The 15,556-nt window shown below is 45.8% G+C and carries 14 protein-coding genes and 1 riboswitch; of the genes, 9 read left to right on the forward strand and 5 right to left on the reverse strand.

All coding sequences use genetic code 11. The annotated features are described in order from the left end of the window. Positions 1 to 40: 40 nt before the first annotated feature. From AC59GT_RS02285 to AC59GT_RS02295, 3 genes are all read left to right on the forward strand, one after another. Complete coding sequence (locus tag AC59GT_RS02285) at positions 41 to 514, forward strand: ribonuclease H-like YkuK family protein (protein ID WP_117384500.1); 474 nt, start codon at positions 41 to 43, stop codon at positions 512 to 514. A gap of 118 nt (positions 515 to 632) precedes the next feature. Then, positions 633 to 1,466 carry a sulfurtransferase gene (locus tag AC59GT_RS02290; RefSeq protein WP_497236139.1) on the forward strand — a complete coding sequence of 278 codons (834 nt, stop codon included), beginning with the start codon at positions 633 to 635 and terminating at the stop codon, positions 1,464 to 1,466. A gap of 52 nt (positions 1,467 to 1,518) precedes the next feature. Beyond that, positions 1,519 to 1,995: an SRPBCC family protein gene (locus AC59GT_RS02295; protein WP_117384498.1), complete on the forward strand. Its 477-nt coding sequence runs from the start codon at positions 1,519 to 1,521 to the stop codon at positions 1,993 to 1,995. A 262-nt stretch (positions 1,996 to 2,257) separates the two neighbouring features. Here the strand turns inward: AC59GT_RS02295 and AC59GT_RS02300 are convergent, their stop codons facing one another. After that, the gene (locus AC59GT_RS02300; protein ID WP_497236140.1) at positions 2,258 to 3,700 is read right to left on the reverse strand and encodes a pseudouridine synthase; all 1,443 of its coding nucleotides are present in this window, start codon (positions 3,698 to 3,700) and stop codon (positions 2,258 to 2,260) included. A gap of 249 nt (positions 3,701 to 3,949) precedes the next feature. Here AC59GT_RS02300 and AC59GT_RS02305 point away from each other — a divergent pair, with 249 nt between their 5' ends. Beyond that, a complete protein-coding gene (locus AC59GT_RS02305; protein WP_117384496.1) occupies positions 3,950 to 4,732 on the forward strand; it encodes a lytic transglycosylase domain-containing protein in 783 nt (260 codons plus the stop codon). 139 nt (positions 4,733 to 4,871) lie between these two features. Next, positions 4,872 to 5,828: a nitrilase family protein gene (locus AC59GT_RS02310; RefSeq protein WP_497236141.1), complete on the forward strand. Its 957-nt coding sequence runs from the start codon at positions 4,872 to 4,874 to the stop codon at positions 5,826 to 5,828. A 58-nt stretch (positions 5,829 to 5,886) separates the two neighbouring features. Here the strand turns inward: AC59GT_RS02310 and AC59GT_RS02315 are convergent, their stop codons facing one another. Beyond that, positions 5,887 to 6,264 (reverse strand): hypothetical protein, encoded by a 378-nt coding sequence (locus AC59GT_RS02315; RefSeq protein ID WP_497236142.1) that lies wholly within the window; start codon positions 6,262 to 6,264, stop codon positions 5,887 to 5,889. Between the two features lie 286 nt (positions 6,265 to 6,550). Between AC59GT_RS02315 and AC59GT_RS02320 the strand changes: the two genes are divergently transcribed. The 4 genes from AC59GT_RS02320 (at position 6,551) to AC59GT_RS02335 (ending at position 10,595) form a co-directional block, all read left to right on the forward strand. Continuing rightward, on the forward strand, positions 6,551 to 7,072 hold the full coding sequence (locus tag AC59GT_RS02320) for a DUF4142 domain-containing protein (protein WP_497236143.1): 522 nt from the start codon (positions 6,551 to 6,553) through the stop codon (positions 7,070 to 7,072). 129 nt (positions 7,073 to 7,201) lie between these two features. Further along, positions 7,202 to 8,710, forward strand: a complete 1,509-nt coding sequence (locus AC59GT_RS02325) for a cryptochrome/photolyase family protein (RefSeq protein WP_497236144.1) — start codon at positions 7,202 to 7,204, stop codon at positions 8,708 to 8,710. A gap of 69 nt (positions 8,711 to 8,779) precedes the next feature. Continuing rightward, positions 8,780 to 9,286: a GbsR/MarR family transcriptional regulator gene (locus AC59GT_RS02330; protein ID WP_497236145.1), complete on the forward strand. Its 507-nt coding sequence runs from the start codon at positions 8,780 to 8,782 to the stop codon at positions 9,284 to 9,286. 103 nt (positions 9,287 to 9,389) lie between these two features. Further along, positions 9,390 to 10,595, forward strand: coding sequence for a hypothetical protein (locus AC59GT_RS02335; protein ID WP_497236146.1), 1,206 nt, complete (start codon positions 9,390 to 9,392; stop codon positions 10,593 to 10,595). A gap of 3 nt (positions 10,596 to 10,598) precedes the next feature. On the opposite strand, the gene AC59GT_RS02340 is transcribed toward AC59GT_RS02335, so the two are convergent. From AC59GT_RS02340 to pta, 3 genes are all read right to left on the reverse strand, one after another. After that, positions 10,599 to 11,516 carry a glycerophosphodiester phosphodiesterase family protein gene (locus AC59GT_RS02340; protein WP_497236147.1) on the reverse strand — a complete coding sequence of 306 codons (918 nt, stop codon included), beginning with the start codon at positions 11,514 to 11,516 and terminating at the stop codon, positions 10,599 to 10,601. Between the two features lie 109 nt (positions 11,517 to 11,625). Next, a complete protein-coding gene (locus tag AC59GT_RS02345; RefSeq protein WP_497236148.1) occupies positions 11,626 to 12,828 on the reverse strand; it encodes an acetate/propionate family kinase in 1,203 nt (400 codons plus the stop codon). A 14-nt stretch (positions 12,829 to 12,842) separates the two neighbouring features. Beyond that, positions 12,843 to 14,936, reverse strand: coding sequence for a phosphate acetyltransferase (pta, locus tag AC59GT_RS02350; protein ID WP_497236149.1), 2,094 nt, complete (start codon positions 14,934 to 14,936; stop codon positions 12,843 to 12,845). A 277-nt stretch (positions 14,937 to 15,213) separates the two neighbouring features. After that, a riboswitch (SAM riboswitch) is annotated at positions 15,214 to 15,319 on the forward strand. The last annotated feature ends 237 nt before the right edge of the window (positions 15,320 to 15,556 follow it).

Genomic DNA, 15,556 nt, shown 5'->3' on the forward strand with positions numbered 1-15,556 from the left:
CATAAAAGGTCAGGCAGAGAAATTCACTAAACAATTTTATATGACCTGGAGAAAATTTAGCGGGGAGGTGATCCAAACACCCATCCTGGAAGAGGTTGAACACGCTATAGAACGCGAAACCAACTTGGGTAACAAACTCAAAGTATGTATCGGGACAGATTCGCAGGTAAAGGGAGCGGTAACGGACTTTGCTACCGTAATTGTTTTCCTTCGCGAACAGCGGGGTGCGTTCATGTTCATACACCAGGAGCGTACCTCCCAGAAGATGAGCATAAAAGAGCGTATGTTGTACGAGGTGCAGAAATCCATTGATATAGCTTACAAGCTTTGTGATCTGCTGGACCTTTATGACGTGGGCTTAGAGGTGCATGCAGATATAAACACCAACCCGATGTTCAAGAGCAACCAGGCTTTACATGAGGCAATGGGATACATCCTAAGCATGGGCTTTGTGTTCAAGGCAAAGCCTGAGGCATTTGCGAGTTCCTGCTGTGCTAATAAAATGGTGCAGTAAATAGCAGCTTAACGGGGGCAGTTTATGGATTGACATTTGCCTTGCAAAACAAATTAGTGGATTTGCTAACTTGCAGTGCCAATAAGCAGTAATTCCGAATGTCTAATCTCTGATAAACATGTCACCTTTAATAGAAGTCACCGATCCGAAGATATTTGACCCTTCAGTAGTTATTGTAGATGTACGCGCCGGCGCAAACGCCAGGGAACGTTACCTACAGGGACATTTACCTAACGCTATTTTCGCTACGCTTGATGATGATCTTGCGGCGCACCCTGATGACCCGGCCTTTGGTGGACGGCATCCATTACCTGCGCTGCAGGACTTTGCCGAGACGCTTGCCTGCTGGGGTGTAACACCTGATACACATGTTATAGTTTATGATGATAAGAATGCCGCAATGGGCGGTGCCCGACTTTGGTGGATGCTGCGGTCGATAGGGCACAACAACGTACAGGTGCTGGATGGCGGCCTTAAAGCAGCTACTGACGCAGGTGTAGAACTTAGCACCGCCGATTACCAGCCCACAGCTGCCGCCGCTACTTATCCTATTCCGGAAGAGTACAAGCACACGGTGGACTTGGAGGAGGTTAAACAAGCGGCACAGGACCAGGGCAGGGTTTTGATAGATGTCCGCGAAGGTGCTCGTTACCAGGGTTTAACCGAGCCGCTTGACCTTGTTGCCGGGCATATACCCGGTGCCGTCAACTTGTTTTATAGCAACAGCCTTTCGCCGGAGGGTAAGTATCTTACCTCGCAGGCACTGGCAAGTTTGTATAAAGACACTATTGGCGATGTTAAGCCCGAAAATGTAATTGTACACTGCGGTTCAGGTGTAACAGCCTGTCACACGTTGTTGGGAATGGAGCACGCGGGCATTACCGGCCCTAAACTGTATGTAGGATCCTGGAGCGAATGGAGCAGGCGCGGGCTGCCAATTGCCACGCAATAGTAATTAATAGCTGTAAACCAAACTGCTGTAACACATTGCACGTATTACAGGTATGAAAACCTATTTCTTAAAGTTCACACAGAATTTGCCGATAACCCTAGATGAGGCCTGGGATTTTTTCTCCTCGCCGCATAATCTTGCACGTATAACACCGCCGCAGATGAACTTTATAGTTACATCTACTTACAATGGTGATGCTAAGATGTACCCGGGAATGATCATTACCTATAAGGTATCGCCTCTGTTTGGTATACAAATGAACTGGATGACCGAGATTACCCACGTGCAGGACAAAGTGTACTTTGTTGACGAACAGCGCTTTGGCCCTTATGCTTTATGGCATCACCAGCATCACTTTAAAGAAATACCGGGTGGGGTGGAGATGACAGACCTGCTGCATTATGCCATACCTTACGGGCCTATAGGTCGCATTACCAATAAGATACTGGTTGGTAAGCAGGTTAAGAAGGTGTTTGAGTTCCGGACGAAAGCTGTAGAAGAGATATTTGGCAAGTACACCGGCAAGTAGCCCGGTGTTCAAAAGTGTTCAGCTTTTTTTGTGCCGATGCATTTTGAACGCAAGTTGAACACCCTGTCAAAATATTGAAAAACCTGTGCTAATAGCAGCTAAAAGGCCGTTTTTGCCGCGATTTACTTGCAGGTACCTTTAAAAACCACACTTAAAAACAGGGTAAAAACAACTTAAATTTGGAAAGTCGTTTTTTATTACAGGTGAATTGCTAGATTTCTTATGGCATGAAAATGGCCGTCTTTTTGGGACGGCCTTTTTGTTATATCAGGTGTTTTAATTGTATCAATTCTTTCTCGTCAAGGTAGCGCCAGCGGCCACGGGGAAGATCCTTCTTGGTAAGGTTGGCATATACCGAACGATCCAGCTTTACTACTTCATAACCCAGGCTTTCGAATATGCGGCGTACAATGCGGTTTTTGCCGCTGTGTATCTGTATGCCTACTTCGCGCTTGGTACCACCAGTTACATAGCTGATACTATCAGGTTTAATAAAACCATCTTCCAGCTCCAGCCCGAACTCTATTTTATTCAGGTCGCCTTGTGTAAGGCTCTTGTTAAGCTCTACATTATAAAGCTTAACAATATTGTTGCGCGGGTGCGATAGTTTATCGGCCAGGTCGCCGTCGTTGGTCATCAGCAATAAGCCGGTTGTATTGCGGTCAAGGCGGCCAACAGGGTATATTCTTTCCCTGCTTGCTTTCTCTACCAGGTGCATTACCGTACGGCGTTCCTGCGGGTCTTCGGTTGTGGTAATGTAATCCTTTGGTTTGTTCAGCAGTACGTACACCATCTTTTCGCGTTTAAGCGCTTCGCCGTTGTACCGCACCAGGTCCTTTATAGGGTCAACCTTGTAACCAAGTTCGTTCACTACCTCGCCGTTTACAGATATTACGCCCGCCTGTATCAGCTCATCAGCTTTACGGCGGCTGCAAATGCCAGCGTTGGCAATGTAGCGGTTCAGTCTTATCAGGTCACTTTCTTTCTGTACAGGGTTCTTACGGCTGCGCATGGTGCGTTTAGGCGCGTCTGCCTCGCTACGGTTCTCATCGCGGCGTTTAAATCCCGATGTTGTACTCCTGAAGTCTTTTTTACCGGTACTGTTGGCGTAACCTGTTCCTGTACGTGGTTTACCTTCGCCGGCAGGGCGGTCGCCGCTAAAGCTGCGCTTTGGCCTGTCAGTATTGGTTTGTCCGCTTACAAAAGGCTTTTTACCGCCATACGGCTTCCTGTCGCCAGATGCTGCGTCGCCATAACCTCTTCTGCCGCCTTTTTCGTTGCTATCTCCTTCGGCACGGTTGCCAAAAGGTTCAGCCGACGGGTTAAATGGCTTTTTATCACCGTATGATGGTGCACCTGTTCCGCGGCGCGCGTTGTCGCCATAAGATGATGCACCTGCATTGCGCTTCGGCTTGTCTCCGTAAGAAGGTGCACTTGGGCTCCGGCGCGGTTTATCACCAAAAGATGGCGCATTACCACTCCTGTTAGGCCTGTCGCCTTCCGGTTGGTTGTTGCCTGTAAATGATCTGTTATTTGAGGGCTTGCGGCCCGGAGAGAATTCTTTTTTTTCGCCTGCGGCTCGGCTGCCATAAGGTTTGCCGGGTGCAGATGAACTGCGTTTTGATGTGTTGTCGCCACCGTCTGTACGGCGGGTTGATCTGTTTGGCTTGTCGTCGCGACTACCTGTTGGTCTCTTAAATACCATGTTTTTTTGTTTAGCGCTTTCGCAGCGTGAAGAGGACAAAATTACAACATTTTACGCTACTTTTTGTTAAAAAGAACAAGTTTTTGATGCGGTTCAAAAACGGGCTTTACAGTACTTTAAACGCACATTTTTTGCCTTAGTGTACAAATCTGAAACACTAAGTATCTATTAAGTATTTGATAATCTGATTTGTATACCATACCTTTGCGGCACATTGTACCATTGTTTAATTAAAATAAGTTATTTGAAATGGGTAAAAAACATCTAGTTACGTGCTCCGTAATAGTGGTGCTGGTTATCATTTCCACACTTAACATTTTCAGTACAAATCCTGTACTTCCTGCAAAAACTACTCCAAAATTCATCGAGGCTACTACTGCCGATCTGCTGTTTCTAAAAACAGAAAAAGCTGAGGATAATTTCAATTTTGCGAATGAGGCATTGCCGGTTAACGACAAAAGAGTCGACTACAAATTAAAAAAATCAATAGCTACCCACCGGTTCCGGAATGTTCAGTCTAACATCCTGCATTCCAAGGCCGACAAGTTATTCCCTGTTATTGAGCCTATACTTAGAGCTTACGGTATCCCCGAAGATTTTAAGTTTGTTCCGCTGGTAGAGTCGGGCCTTCGCGAAGGCACATCACCAAAAGGGGCAAGGGGCATTTGGCAGTTTATGCCCGGCACTGCGCGCAGCTACGGCCTTAAAGTAAACCGTGGTAAGGATGAACGGCTTAACATCCGTAAGTCTACCATTGCGGCGTGTAAGTACATAAAAGAACTGTATGCCGAATTTAACAGCTGGACACTTGCCGCTGCGGCTTACAACAACGGTTCTATTAAGTTAGAGCGCGCCATAAACAGGCAAAAGGAAGATAATTACTTCCGGATGTCTCTTAACCGCGAAACAGGCTCGTACGTATACAAGCTTATAGCGATGAAGGAGATCATCAACAGGCCAAAGAAATACGGCTATAATAATTATTATAGCTATCTGCAAAAGCCACTGCCAATGTTAACGGCAGTAAACTAAGTAATTAAATATTACGGAGCACATTTGAAACAGACCGTTTCGCTGCAGGGCGAAACGGTTTTTTTGTGCCGTTTTAATTTTTGCTGAGTAGTATATTTGTTTACCCTCCCGGCGCTGCCGGCTGTAAACCAAATGACCTATGCAGAACATCAGGATAGCTACCGCCCAGTTTGAAAACAGGAGCGGCGACAAAGCGTACAACCTTTCTGTAATAAAGCAACTAACTGCCAAGGCTGCTGCTGGCGGCGCGGACGCTATTGCTTTTCACGAGTGCAGTATTACCGGCTACAGTTTTGCCAGGCACCTTACCGGGCAGGAGTTGCTGGAGGTTGCCGAATATGTGCCCGACGGACCGAGTGTAGCAGAACTTACCCGTTACGCCGCAAAGTATAACATAGCCATACTGGCGGGATTGTTTGAACGCGATGCAGCGGGCGACATTTACAAGGCTTATGTATGTGTAGATAAGAACGGGCTGGTAGCAAAGCACCGCAAGTTGCACCCGTTCATAAATCCGCATGTAAAGCCCGGTAACAGTTATACAGTGTTTAAACTTTGCGGATGGAAGTGCGGGATATTGATATGCTACGACAATAACGTTATAGAAAACGTACGGGCTACGGCGCTGCTTGGGGCCGACATTATATTTATGCCACATGTTACAATGTGCACACCTTCCACACGGCCGGGTGCCGGTTTTGTTGATGCAGCCCTTTGGATTGACAAGGAGGCCAACAAAGATTTGTTGAAACAGGAGTTCAGAGGGCTGAAAGGCCGCGAGTGGTTAATGAAGTGGCTGCCTGCCCGAGCCTACGATAACGCTGTTTACGCCATATTCAGCAACCCTATAGGTATGGATGATGACCAGTTGAAGAATGGCTGCTCTATGATAATTGACCCATATGGCGATATCATAGCCGAATGTACCAGCCTGGACAACGAGATTGTAATAGCAGAAATAAGCGCCGATGCGTTAACTAAAGCTGGCGGTTACAGGTACCGCAAGGCGAGGCGGCCCCATCTTTACAGCGACATAATAGGGCAGCCCCATCAAAGCGAACAAAAAGTAGTATGGTTAACCAACTCAACTGAATAACAGGCGAGACCATCGACAACAGCTACGATGCTTATTACTTCATCATCCTCTGATGCTGTTACAGCCCTGCTTTCGGCTGATTCATTTCCTCGCTTTCTGTAAGCAATGATGCCATAAGCCCCGAAACGCCCACTGCTACTAATGCATTGCGGGCCTGTTTGTTCCCCGAAAAGCCCAGCAGCCATGGCGATGCAATAGCAAACAGGCTTACCGAAAGATCTACCGCCAGGTGTGCCTTAAATGGCAATACTTTATACACGCCCCATTCAGCTTTGGTTAAAGCAGAGTAGGCCAGTGCCCCACCGCCTAACAACCTGCTGAGTAAAGCAGCATTTTTTTCTTTTTTATAGGATGCTATCTCGGGAAGGAAGGGTACCAGTGCAGCATATGCATAATCTATAGCGCCGTGCGCTTGTCGTGAAATTGGCTTTTCCATATCTGTTTTCTATCTACAACATTCGTTTTACTTATTTAGTTTAACTGAAATGATAATTTATATCCTAAAAATTATACAATTGTGCTAAATCAGGTACGAAAAGCCGCGCCTGTGTGCTCATCTTACTCATGCCGTTAACGATTAACACGTTTTTTAGTCTGCATGTATAAACTGCTGTTTTGCAGAATGTTATTTAGTTTGACTGAACAAGTACGGGTATACTCAAAATAGGCATGGTGTACTGAATGGATACGGTTTTGTTTGATAAGGTGTAAAACGATCTAATATGAAAAAATTTACTTTAGGATTAATGATGCTACTAGGTAGTATTGTTTCTTTACAAAGCTGTAAAGATGAAGAGAACGATGGCATGCGTATTAGCAGCCAGGAGTTTACCACACAGGCTGCAAGCGGTAACATGCTGGAGATACAGGCCGGGCAGCTTGCTTTACAAAAAGCTAGCAATGCAGAAGTTAAGCAGTATGGTCAGCATATGGTGACAGACCACACCAAAGCTACCGACGAACTTAAAGCTACAGCAGCTCAAAACAATATTACTGTACCTACCCAGTTGACCGAAGCGCATCAGCAACAGCTAAACGCGCTGGCTCCCCTTTCAGGTGCCGAGTTTGACAAAGCCTTCGCTGCTTTAATGGTAAAATCGCACCAGGAGCAGGTTACTTTATTTGAAAAAGCCAGTACCTACGCAGATATAGGCGATTTCAGGGCCTTGGCTGCCGAAAAGCTGCCGACATTAAAGGAGCATTTAACCGAAGCAACTACGCTTAATGCTACGGTAAATAAGTAAAACACCCGGCTTTTAGTAGGTTGATGTGGAGAGGTTGCTTCAAATAAGAAGAGGCAACCTCTCTTTATTTGTTCTATCATTATGCATCGGCAACCTTAAACAAACCGCCGTCAGTAGTGTTCAAAAACTATGGAAAGTGTTACCCTTGTTTTCCCTCATCAGCTGTTTAAACATCATCCTGCAATTAGCAGCACCCGGCCGGTTTACCTGGTAGAAGAGGCGTTGTTTTTTAACCTGTACTCTTTTCACAAGAAAAAACTGGTGCTGCACCGCGCATCTATGAAGTGTTACCAGGATGCGCTGACTGCCAGGGGGATACTGGTGAACTACATTGCAGCTGACGACGAACATTGCGATGTTCGGAAGCTGGTTCCCTGGTTAGCAGAACAAGGTGTTAAAACTATACATTATGCTGCAACAGCAGACAATTGGCTGGAAAGGCGCCTGGCCAGGCAATGTGCCGGCAATAGCATTGAACTGGCCGAATACAAAAGCCCTGCGTGGTTGAACAGCCGGGCAGATGTTGATGAGTTTTTTGATAAGCAGAAAACTTATTTCCAAACCAATTTCTATGTAAACCAGCGAAAACAGCGGAACATACTGCTTGAAGATAATAACAAACCACTTGGCGGAAAATGGACTTACGATAGCGATAACCGCAAGCGTTTCCCGAAAACGGGAGTGGTGCCGCTATTGGATACACCAGCCAGTAACGACTATGTTAAAGAAGCTGCAGAAAGGGTAAATAAAAGCTACCCGGATAACCCCGGTACAACAGCATCTCCTTTTGGGAACCTTGGTGGTTTTTACCCCGTGGATCATGACCAAGCTGAAAAGTGGCTGACAGATTTTATGGACCAGCGCTTGTATAACTTTGGCATTTACGAAGATGCCATGGTTACAGGCGAAAGCTTCCTGTACCACTCTGTGCTATCGCCTTTGTTGAATACGGGGTTACTTACCCCTAACCAGGTAATTGATAAAGCCCTGCAAACGGCAAGCGAGCAGGAAATACCGTTGAACTCGCTTGAAGGGTTTATCAGGCAGATTATGGGGTGGAGGGAGTTTATACACCAGGTGTACGAACGAGAGCACGTTAAGCAGCGTACTACAAACTACTGGGGCTTTAGCCGTAAAATTCCGTACCAGTTCTGGACAGGTAACACCGGTATTGCACCTGTAGATAATGTTATAAAACGCGTGCTGAACACCGGCTACTCGCACCATATAGAACGTTTGATGGTGATGGGCAATTTTATGCTGCTTTGCGAGTTTGATCCCGACGAGGTGTACCGCTGGTTTATGGAAATGTATATAGACGCCTATGACTGGGTAATGGTGCCCAATACCTATGGCATGACGCAGTTCTCTGACGGAGGGCTGATGATGACCAAGCCCTACATCAGTGGAAGTAATTACCTGCTTAAAATGGGCGATTGGCCAAAAGGTGAGTGGCAGGAGACATGGGATGGCCTCTTTTGGCGGTTTATGCATGTACACCGAAAATTCTTTGCAAGCAATCCGCGGTTAGGTATGCTGGTGAAAACTTTTGACAAGATGCCCGACAACAAACGCGAACAGCATTTGGCTAATGCCGAAAAATTCCTGAACGTGCTTGATGAATGGAATGCTGCTTAACCACCTGCTATACTGTGGCTGTACTTTCAAAACATTTTGAAATTTGCGGAACATAGGTTATATTTGTAGATGCAGTTACCTGAAGCTAAAGGAAGATTTATAGAGGCCTGGGGCAAACTAGGTTCCGAATGGGGTATTAACCGTACTATGGCGCAGGTACACGCGCTGCTGCTGGTTACTCCCAATGAGCTTACCACCGAGGAGATAATGGAAGAACTGAAGATCTCCCGCGGTAATGCCAACATGACCCTGCGCGATTTGATCAGTTGGGGCTTGGTGGAAAAGCGCCACAAAGCCGGCGAGCGCAAAGAGTACTTTTATGCTGACAAAGATACCTGGAACATTGCACGCCAGGTAGCCAAAGAACGCCGTAAACGCGAGCTTGACCCCATTATAAAGCTGTTGAACGAACTAACCAAAGTTGAGGGCGACAGTAATGATCCTGCGTTTAAAACCTTTAACCAATCGGTGACCGACATTAATAAGCTTGCAAAAAATGTAGACAAAACATTAGAGACCATGCTTAAGGCGGACGAGAACTGGTTCTGGAAGTCTATCTTCAAGATTTTCAAGTAGGCTGCTGATTTCCTCGGGGCTGTTGCAATTGGTTTTCACACAATTTTTCTTGTTAATTCCAGTTTAATTTTATGTAAATTTAAACTACCAATTGTAAACGCCAATGTTTCGGCCTTCCAGGCATATTGTCTTGTGTTTCCTGATCTTCGGCCTGGCCTATAACAATGCCCGGGCTGATAACCAGCGCATTTGCTTTGAGTTTTACAATGGTACCTTCAACAGCGAAATAGATAAAGCCTTATTGGTTAATGTACCGCAGGTGCTATCGCAGCAATCGGTGAAATCATTTTACAATCAACTGAATGCCGGTAATTACAAACCCCTGGTTGATTCGTTAACCGCATACAAAACGAGGAATGAATTAAATGATTGGTTGTACTATCAGCTTGTACGCAAAACCGCCGAGCAGCTAAGCCCCAAAGCCGACAATTATGCCCGGTATACCCTATATAAGTGGTTCTTGATGACCCATTCGGGTTACGATGCCCGGCTGGCACTTACTAAGGATAAGGTTATCTTCTACGTACTAAATGACGAGGACATCACAGATATACCTTCGTTTAATGTCGATGGGGAAAAGTACATGTGCCTTAACTATCATGATTATGCCAAGGCAGACATTAACCAGGATCCTCCTGTACCTGTACCCGTAAAGGTTCCTGGCGCTACTAAATCTTTCTCCTACAAGGTTACCCGCATGCCTGATTTTAGCCCGGAAAGTTACGAGGAAAAGGAGCTGCAATTCACCTATAAACACAAAGCATACTACTTCAACATAAAGCTTAACCCGGAAGTGGGAAAGATTTTTATGAACTACCCGGGAGTAGATTTCGAAAGCTATTTTAACATACCAGTAAGCAAGGTAACCTATAGCTCGCTGATACCGATCCTCCGGAAAAATGTTTCAGGGATGAGCGCTGTAAAAGGGGTAGACTATTTGATGCACTTCACCCGCTACGCATTTTTATACGAGAACGACGAAGAAAACTACGGCCATGAAAAGCGCCTTTCGCCCGAGCAAACGCTTTCCTCGCAATACAGCGACTGCGACGACCGTGCCGCATTGTTCTTTTACCTCGTAAAGGAAATATACAATCTGCCTATGATAGCTATGCTTTATCCTACGCACATTACCATGGCGGTAGAGTTTGACAAGCCTGTTGGCGATCCCGTAGTATATAAAGGCAAAACCTACTCTGTTTGTGAGCCCACACCACAGCGTAAAGATCTGGCAATAGGCCAGCTTTCTTCCAAACTTAAAAACGAGGCGTACAAAGTAGTTTACGAATACACACCTGCCGGTCAGTAGGGTTTAGTTATTGACGTTAAACAGCGTAGGATCATCTGATATAATGCCGTCCACTTTGAGGGCTTTAAGCGCGTCTATTTCTTCTTTAGTATTTACTGTCCAGGGTAGTACTTTAATATTCTTTTCATGGCATTGCTTAACAAGGTCAGCATTTACTAGTTTATAAGCCGGGCTGTAAATAAATGGTGTGTAACCGAGGTCGGCTATGTTGGTTTCTAAGCTGTTCTTATTGGCGATAAGATAGGATGTACGCACTTGGGGGTAGCGCGCGTGAATAATCTGCAGCGTACGTTTGTCAAATGACTGAACAACCACGTATGGCGTTATTTTCTTTTGCTCTATTACATTCATTAGCAACTTTACAAATTCTTCCGGTACAGGGTTGTAGATATTGTCGCCTGCCGGAGAGCACTTTGTCTCGATGTTATAAAATACCTGCTTCTTGTGATTAGCCTTTAAATAGGTTTGTACCGAGTCAATGACATCCCCAAGCTTCGGAATATAGGTCTTTACCTTCCTCTGCTTCGGAAAATTGCTGTACAATTTAGAACCCACATCATATTTACTCAAATCAGCATAATTCATTTTATAAAGCACCAGCGATTTGGCTTGTTCGGGCGTGATCTCCTGGCCGTTAGGATCCAGCGTGAAAAGCGGATTAATAAACTCGTCGTGCGAAAGTACCACCTCGTTATCAGACGTAATGTGGGTGTCCATTTCCAGGCTGGTAACGCCCAGGTCTATGGCGTTCTTCATGGCGACAATGGTGTTTTCGGGCATGAGCGACCTGCCCCCACGGTGAGCCTCTGTATCAAACGCCGGGAACTCCGCGGGTTGCATAAGTAAGTTGCTGCTGATGGTAAATCCAGATAATGCAATCAGCGATAATCCTGCGATAAGATAAATTTTCCTGTTTTTCATTCGGCATGTTGTGTTCGCCAAAATTATAGCCGTAATGTTAGCACAGTATTAACAATAAGTACTGATGCGATTATTTACAATTCCCGCTTAAAAAATATAAAACGATAGATCAGGCGCCCATCAACAAGTCCTGGCATTGCCTGGCTATTTCCAGTTCTTCGTTTGTGGGGATCACGAGTACCCTTGTTTTTGCCTGGGGAGCACTAATGTCGCGAATACCGCTTTCTCTTAATTCATTTTTGGCAGTATCTATACCGATGCCCAGGTATTCCATATCTCGGCATACCAGCTCGCGTGCGAGCGCGTCGTTTTCGCCAACACCTGCTGTAAACACTATTGCATCCAGCCCGTTAAGAACGGCCGCATAAGCGCCAATGAATTTTTTGATACGATAGGCGTACATTTCATAAGCCAGCTTAGCCTCAACAATGCCCTGCCGGTAAAGCGCGCTTATATCGCGCATGTCGTTGTGGCCTGTTAAGCCAAGCATGCCGCTTTGCTTGTTCAGCAGATTTTTCAACTGTTCCGTAGTGTAGTTGTTTTGTTCGGTAAGGTATAACAGTACAGATGCATCTATACTACCGCTGCGTGTACCCATAATAAGGCCATCCAACGGCGTAAGCCCCATGCTGGTGTCAATACATTTACCAGCGTTTACTGCGGCCATGCTGCAACCATTGCCAAGGTGTATGGTAATTACTTTAGCATCCGGCTTGCTGAGGTAGTGTGCTGCCTCCCGGCTAACATATTGATGACTGATCCCGTGAAAGCCATAAACCCTTATGCCAAGCTCATGATAAAGCGTGTTAGGTATAGCATAACGAAATGCCTTCTCAGGAAGGGTTTGATGAAATGCGGTATCAAATACCGCCACTTGCGTAGCCGCTGGGAAAGTTTTTTCTGCTACCTTAATGCCTTCGTAATGGCCGGGATTATGCAGCGGTGCCATCGGAAACAAGGCCTGTATTCTGTCTTTTACTTCGGGGGTTATAACCGTCGTGTGCGTTAATGTTTCTCCGCCATGCACAATACGGTGGCCAACAACGTTGATGTCCGCTGCGCTTTGTACAACGGCAATGTCCGCTCTTGTCAATAGCTCTGCTACAGCCAGCATGCCTGCTTCATGGTCTGCAATTGGCTGCTCTATACGGATAACATCTTCCTTGTTATCAAGGCGGTATTTATGAGTTATCTGCGCGTCACTATGGCCTATCCGTTCTACAAGGCCGCTGCAAAGCGGTGTAACAGATCCCTGTATGAAGAGCTGGTATTTAATAGAGCTACTGCCCGAGTTAATCACAAAAATATTCATGTGCAAGAGTATAGTTAGCTATCCTGGCTTTGGATAGCAGTAATAATAACTGTATTAAAAACGTCGTCAACGGTGCAGCCACGGCTAAGGTCATTTACAGGCTTGTTCAACCCTTGCAACATTGGTCCAATTGCCAATGCGCCTGTTTCGCGTTGTACGGCTTTGTAGGTGTTATTACCGGTGTTCAGGTCAGGGAAGATGAGTACACTTGCTTGCCCGGCCACTTCAGACCCCGGCAGCTTTTGACGGCCTACTACAGGATCAACAGCCGCATCGTATTGTATTGGCCCTTCAACTTTCAGGTCCGGACGCTTCTCTCGTACGAGTTGTGTAGCCCTCCTTACCTTTTCTACGTCTTCGCCCGAGCCGGACGTGCCCGAAGAATAAGAAAGCAAAGCGACCCGCGGCTCGATACCAAACCTGGAACTATTATCTGCCGAAGAAACAGCTATTTCTGCAAGTTCTTCTGCGGTAGGGTCGGGGTTTACGGCACAGTCGCCAAATACCGAAACCCGGTCTGCCAGGCACATAAAGAATATAGATGATACCGTAGAAATACCCGGCTTGGTTTTGATGAACTGTAGCGCGGGCCGTATGGTGTGCTGCGTAGTGTGTACAGCACCTGATACCATTCCATCAGCATGGCCTTTATAAACCATCATGGTGCCAAAGTAAGATACATCCGTCATCAGGTCGCGTGCCATCTCTAGCGTTACGTTCTTACTTTTTCGAAGCTCATAAAGCGTTTGCACGTAGTCGTCATAAAAGGAGGAGTTAGCAGGTGATATGATATTAACCTGGCTTAAGTCTACATCTATACCCAGTCGCTTTACGGAGGCCGCTATTTCTCCCGGATCGCCCAGCAACGTGATATTTACCAATTGCTGGGAGATGAGCCTTGCAGTGGCTTGAAGAATACGGTCATCGTTACCCTCCGGCAAAACGATATTTTTGCGCTGCCGTTTCGCCCATTGTGTAAGCTGGTATTGGAACATGTGGGGTGTCATCGCGTCCGAGTGGAAGGTCACCAGCATTTTTTCCAGCGAAGGAACATCTACATACTTGTTAAATGTTTCTATGGCAAGCTGTATCTTCTTTGAATTGTCAGGCGTTATACGCGCCTTAACAGATGCGATGTTGTTGGTAGTCTCGAAAGTGCCGGAGTCTACGGTAAGTATCGGTACAACATTCTGCAATCCTTCTATCAGGCGCATTACGGGCTCCTCGGGTATACTGCCCGCTGTAAGTACAATGCCTGCAACCCTGGGGTAACTTGCAGACAAGTTGGCCTGCAGCGAACTGATAATAATATCGCCGCGGTCGCCCGGCGTTACTATCAATACGTTCTCCTTTAAATAATTTAAAAAGTTCGGCACCTGCATGGCGCCGGTTACAAAATGATCTACCTGGTTGGTAAGGTGTTCCCGCCCAAAGAGCAAACGTCCGTTCAAACGTTCAAAAATGTCGTTTACCGTAGGGTTTTCGAGTGTTTGCTCTGCAGGGATAACAGAAACCAGGATGTTCTCGGGCAGTTGCGCCATAAGCAGTTGCTTCACATCAGCGGTTTGGGTGGATTGCACCCTATTGGCCACCACGGCAAGCACCTGTATGTCGTGCGACTGGTAAGCACGCCAAAAATTGAGCGTGTCCTGTACAATCTCGGCAGTAGTTTTATTATCGCCAGATACCAGCAGTAAAACCGGTGCATTCAGGTTTTTGGCAATTAACCTGTTTGTTTCAAACTCAAATGCTGTAGCGGGGCCTGCAAAGTCGCTGCCTTCTACAACGGTGTAGTCATAGGCAGCTTCAAGTGTTTTAAACCTGCTGATGATTGCGTCCAGCATATCGCCTTGTCGCCCGTCCTTCAGGTGTTGCATTGCATCTTGCCTTGTAAACGCGTAGGTGTCTGCATATGCCTGCGGCAGTTGGAAGTGCGACAGGATGGTTTGTATATGGCTGTCCGGCTGTTCTTGCGGAGCAAGCGGTATTATAGGTTTAAAGTAACCTATTTTTTGTGCCCTGCCCAGCAGCATGGCTACCAGCCCAAGCGCAATAACTGACTTACCGCTATAGGGTTCAGCAGAGGCTATGTAAATGCTTTTAGTCAAAGTAAATAATGTATAGTTTTTACCAGGCAAAGGTAAAGCTAACTGCTTGCAAATACCTGTTGTAAATTAATAAATAAGGTGATTGAAGTCGCCTTTGTAAGTTGTCATAGCTAACAAGTAGCACAGCCTTATTGTTTATTGTGCAAGGGCGGGTGTTTACTTGGTTTGGTGGTAATTGGAAGCAATGCAAGCGAGATAATAATTTATTTTGAATAAAATCTATAAATTCTATAGTCTTTATATTTTATTTATATATTTGCAGCGAAATAGTTCTTTATAGTTATCAAGAAAGACCGAGGGAAAGGCCCTGTGACGTCTTAGCAACCTGTACAATAAGTATAAAGGTGCTAATTCCTGTCTGCCATTGGCAGAAGAGATAATGTTTACAATACATGCTTAGCTGTCAGGCTTATCAGTACACAATATCTCCCCGGTGCAATCTTGATGGCTAAAAAGCAATATTGTTAATGCTATATTATTATGAAAACACATTTTACATTGCGCTCGCTTTTTAATCACTCGCTATCTTCATCTGCATGTTTCATGCAAGGCATGCGTTGTTGCTGCTAATTTAATTTCCCATACAGCTGAGGCTTGCAGCCTCTTATTATTTAAACATC

It is taken from the genome of Mucilaginibacter sp. 320_HR (genome assembly GCF_059691875.1).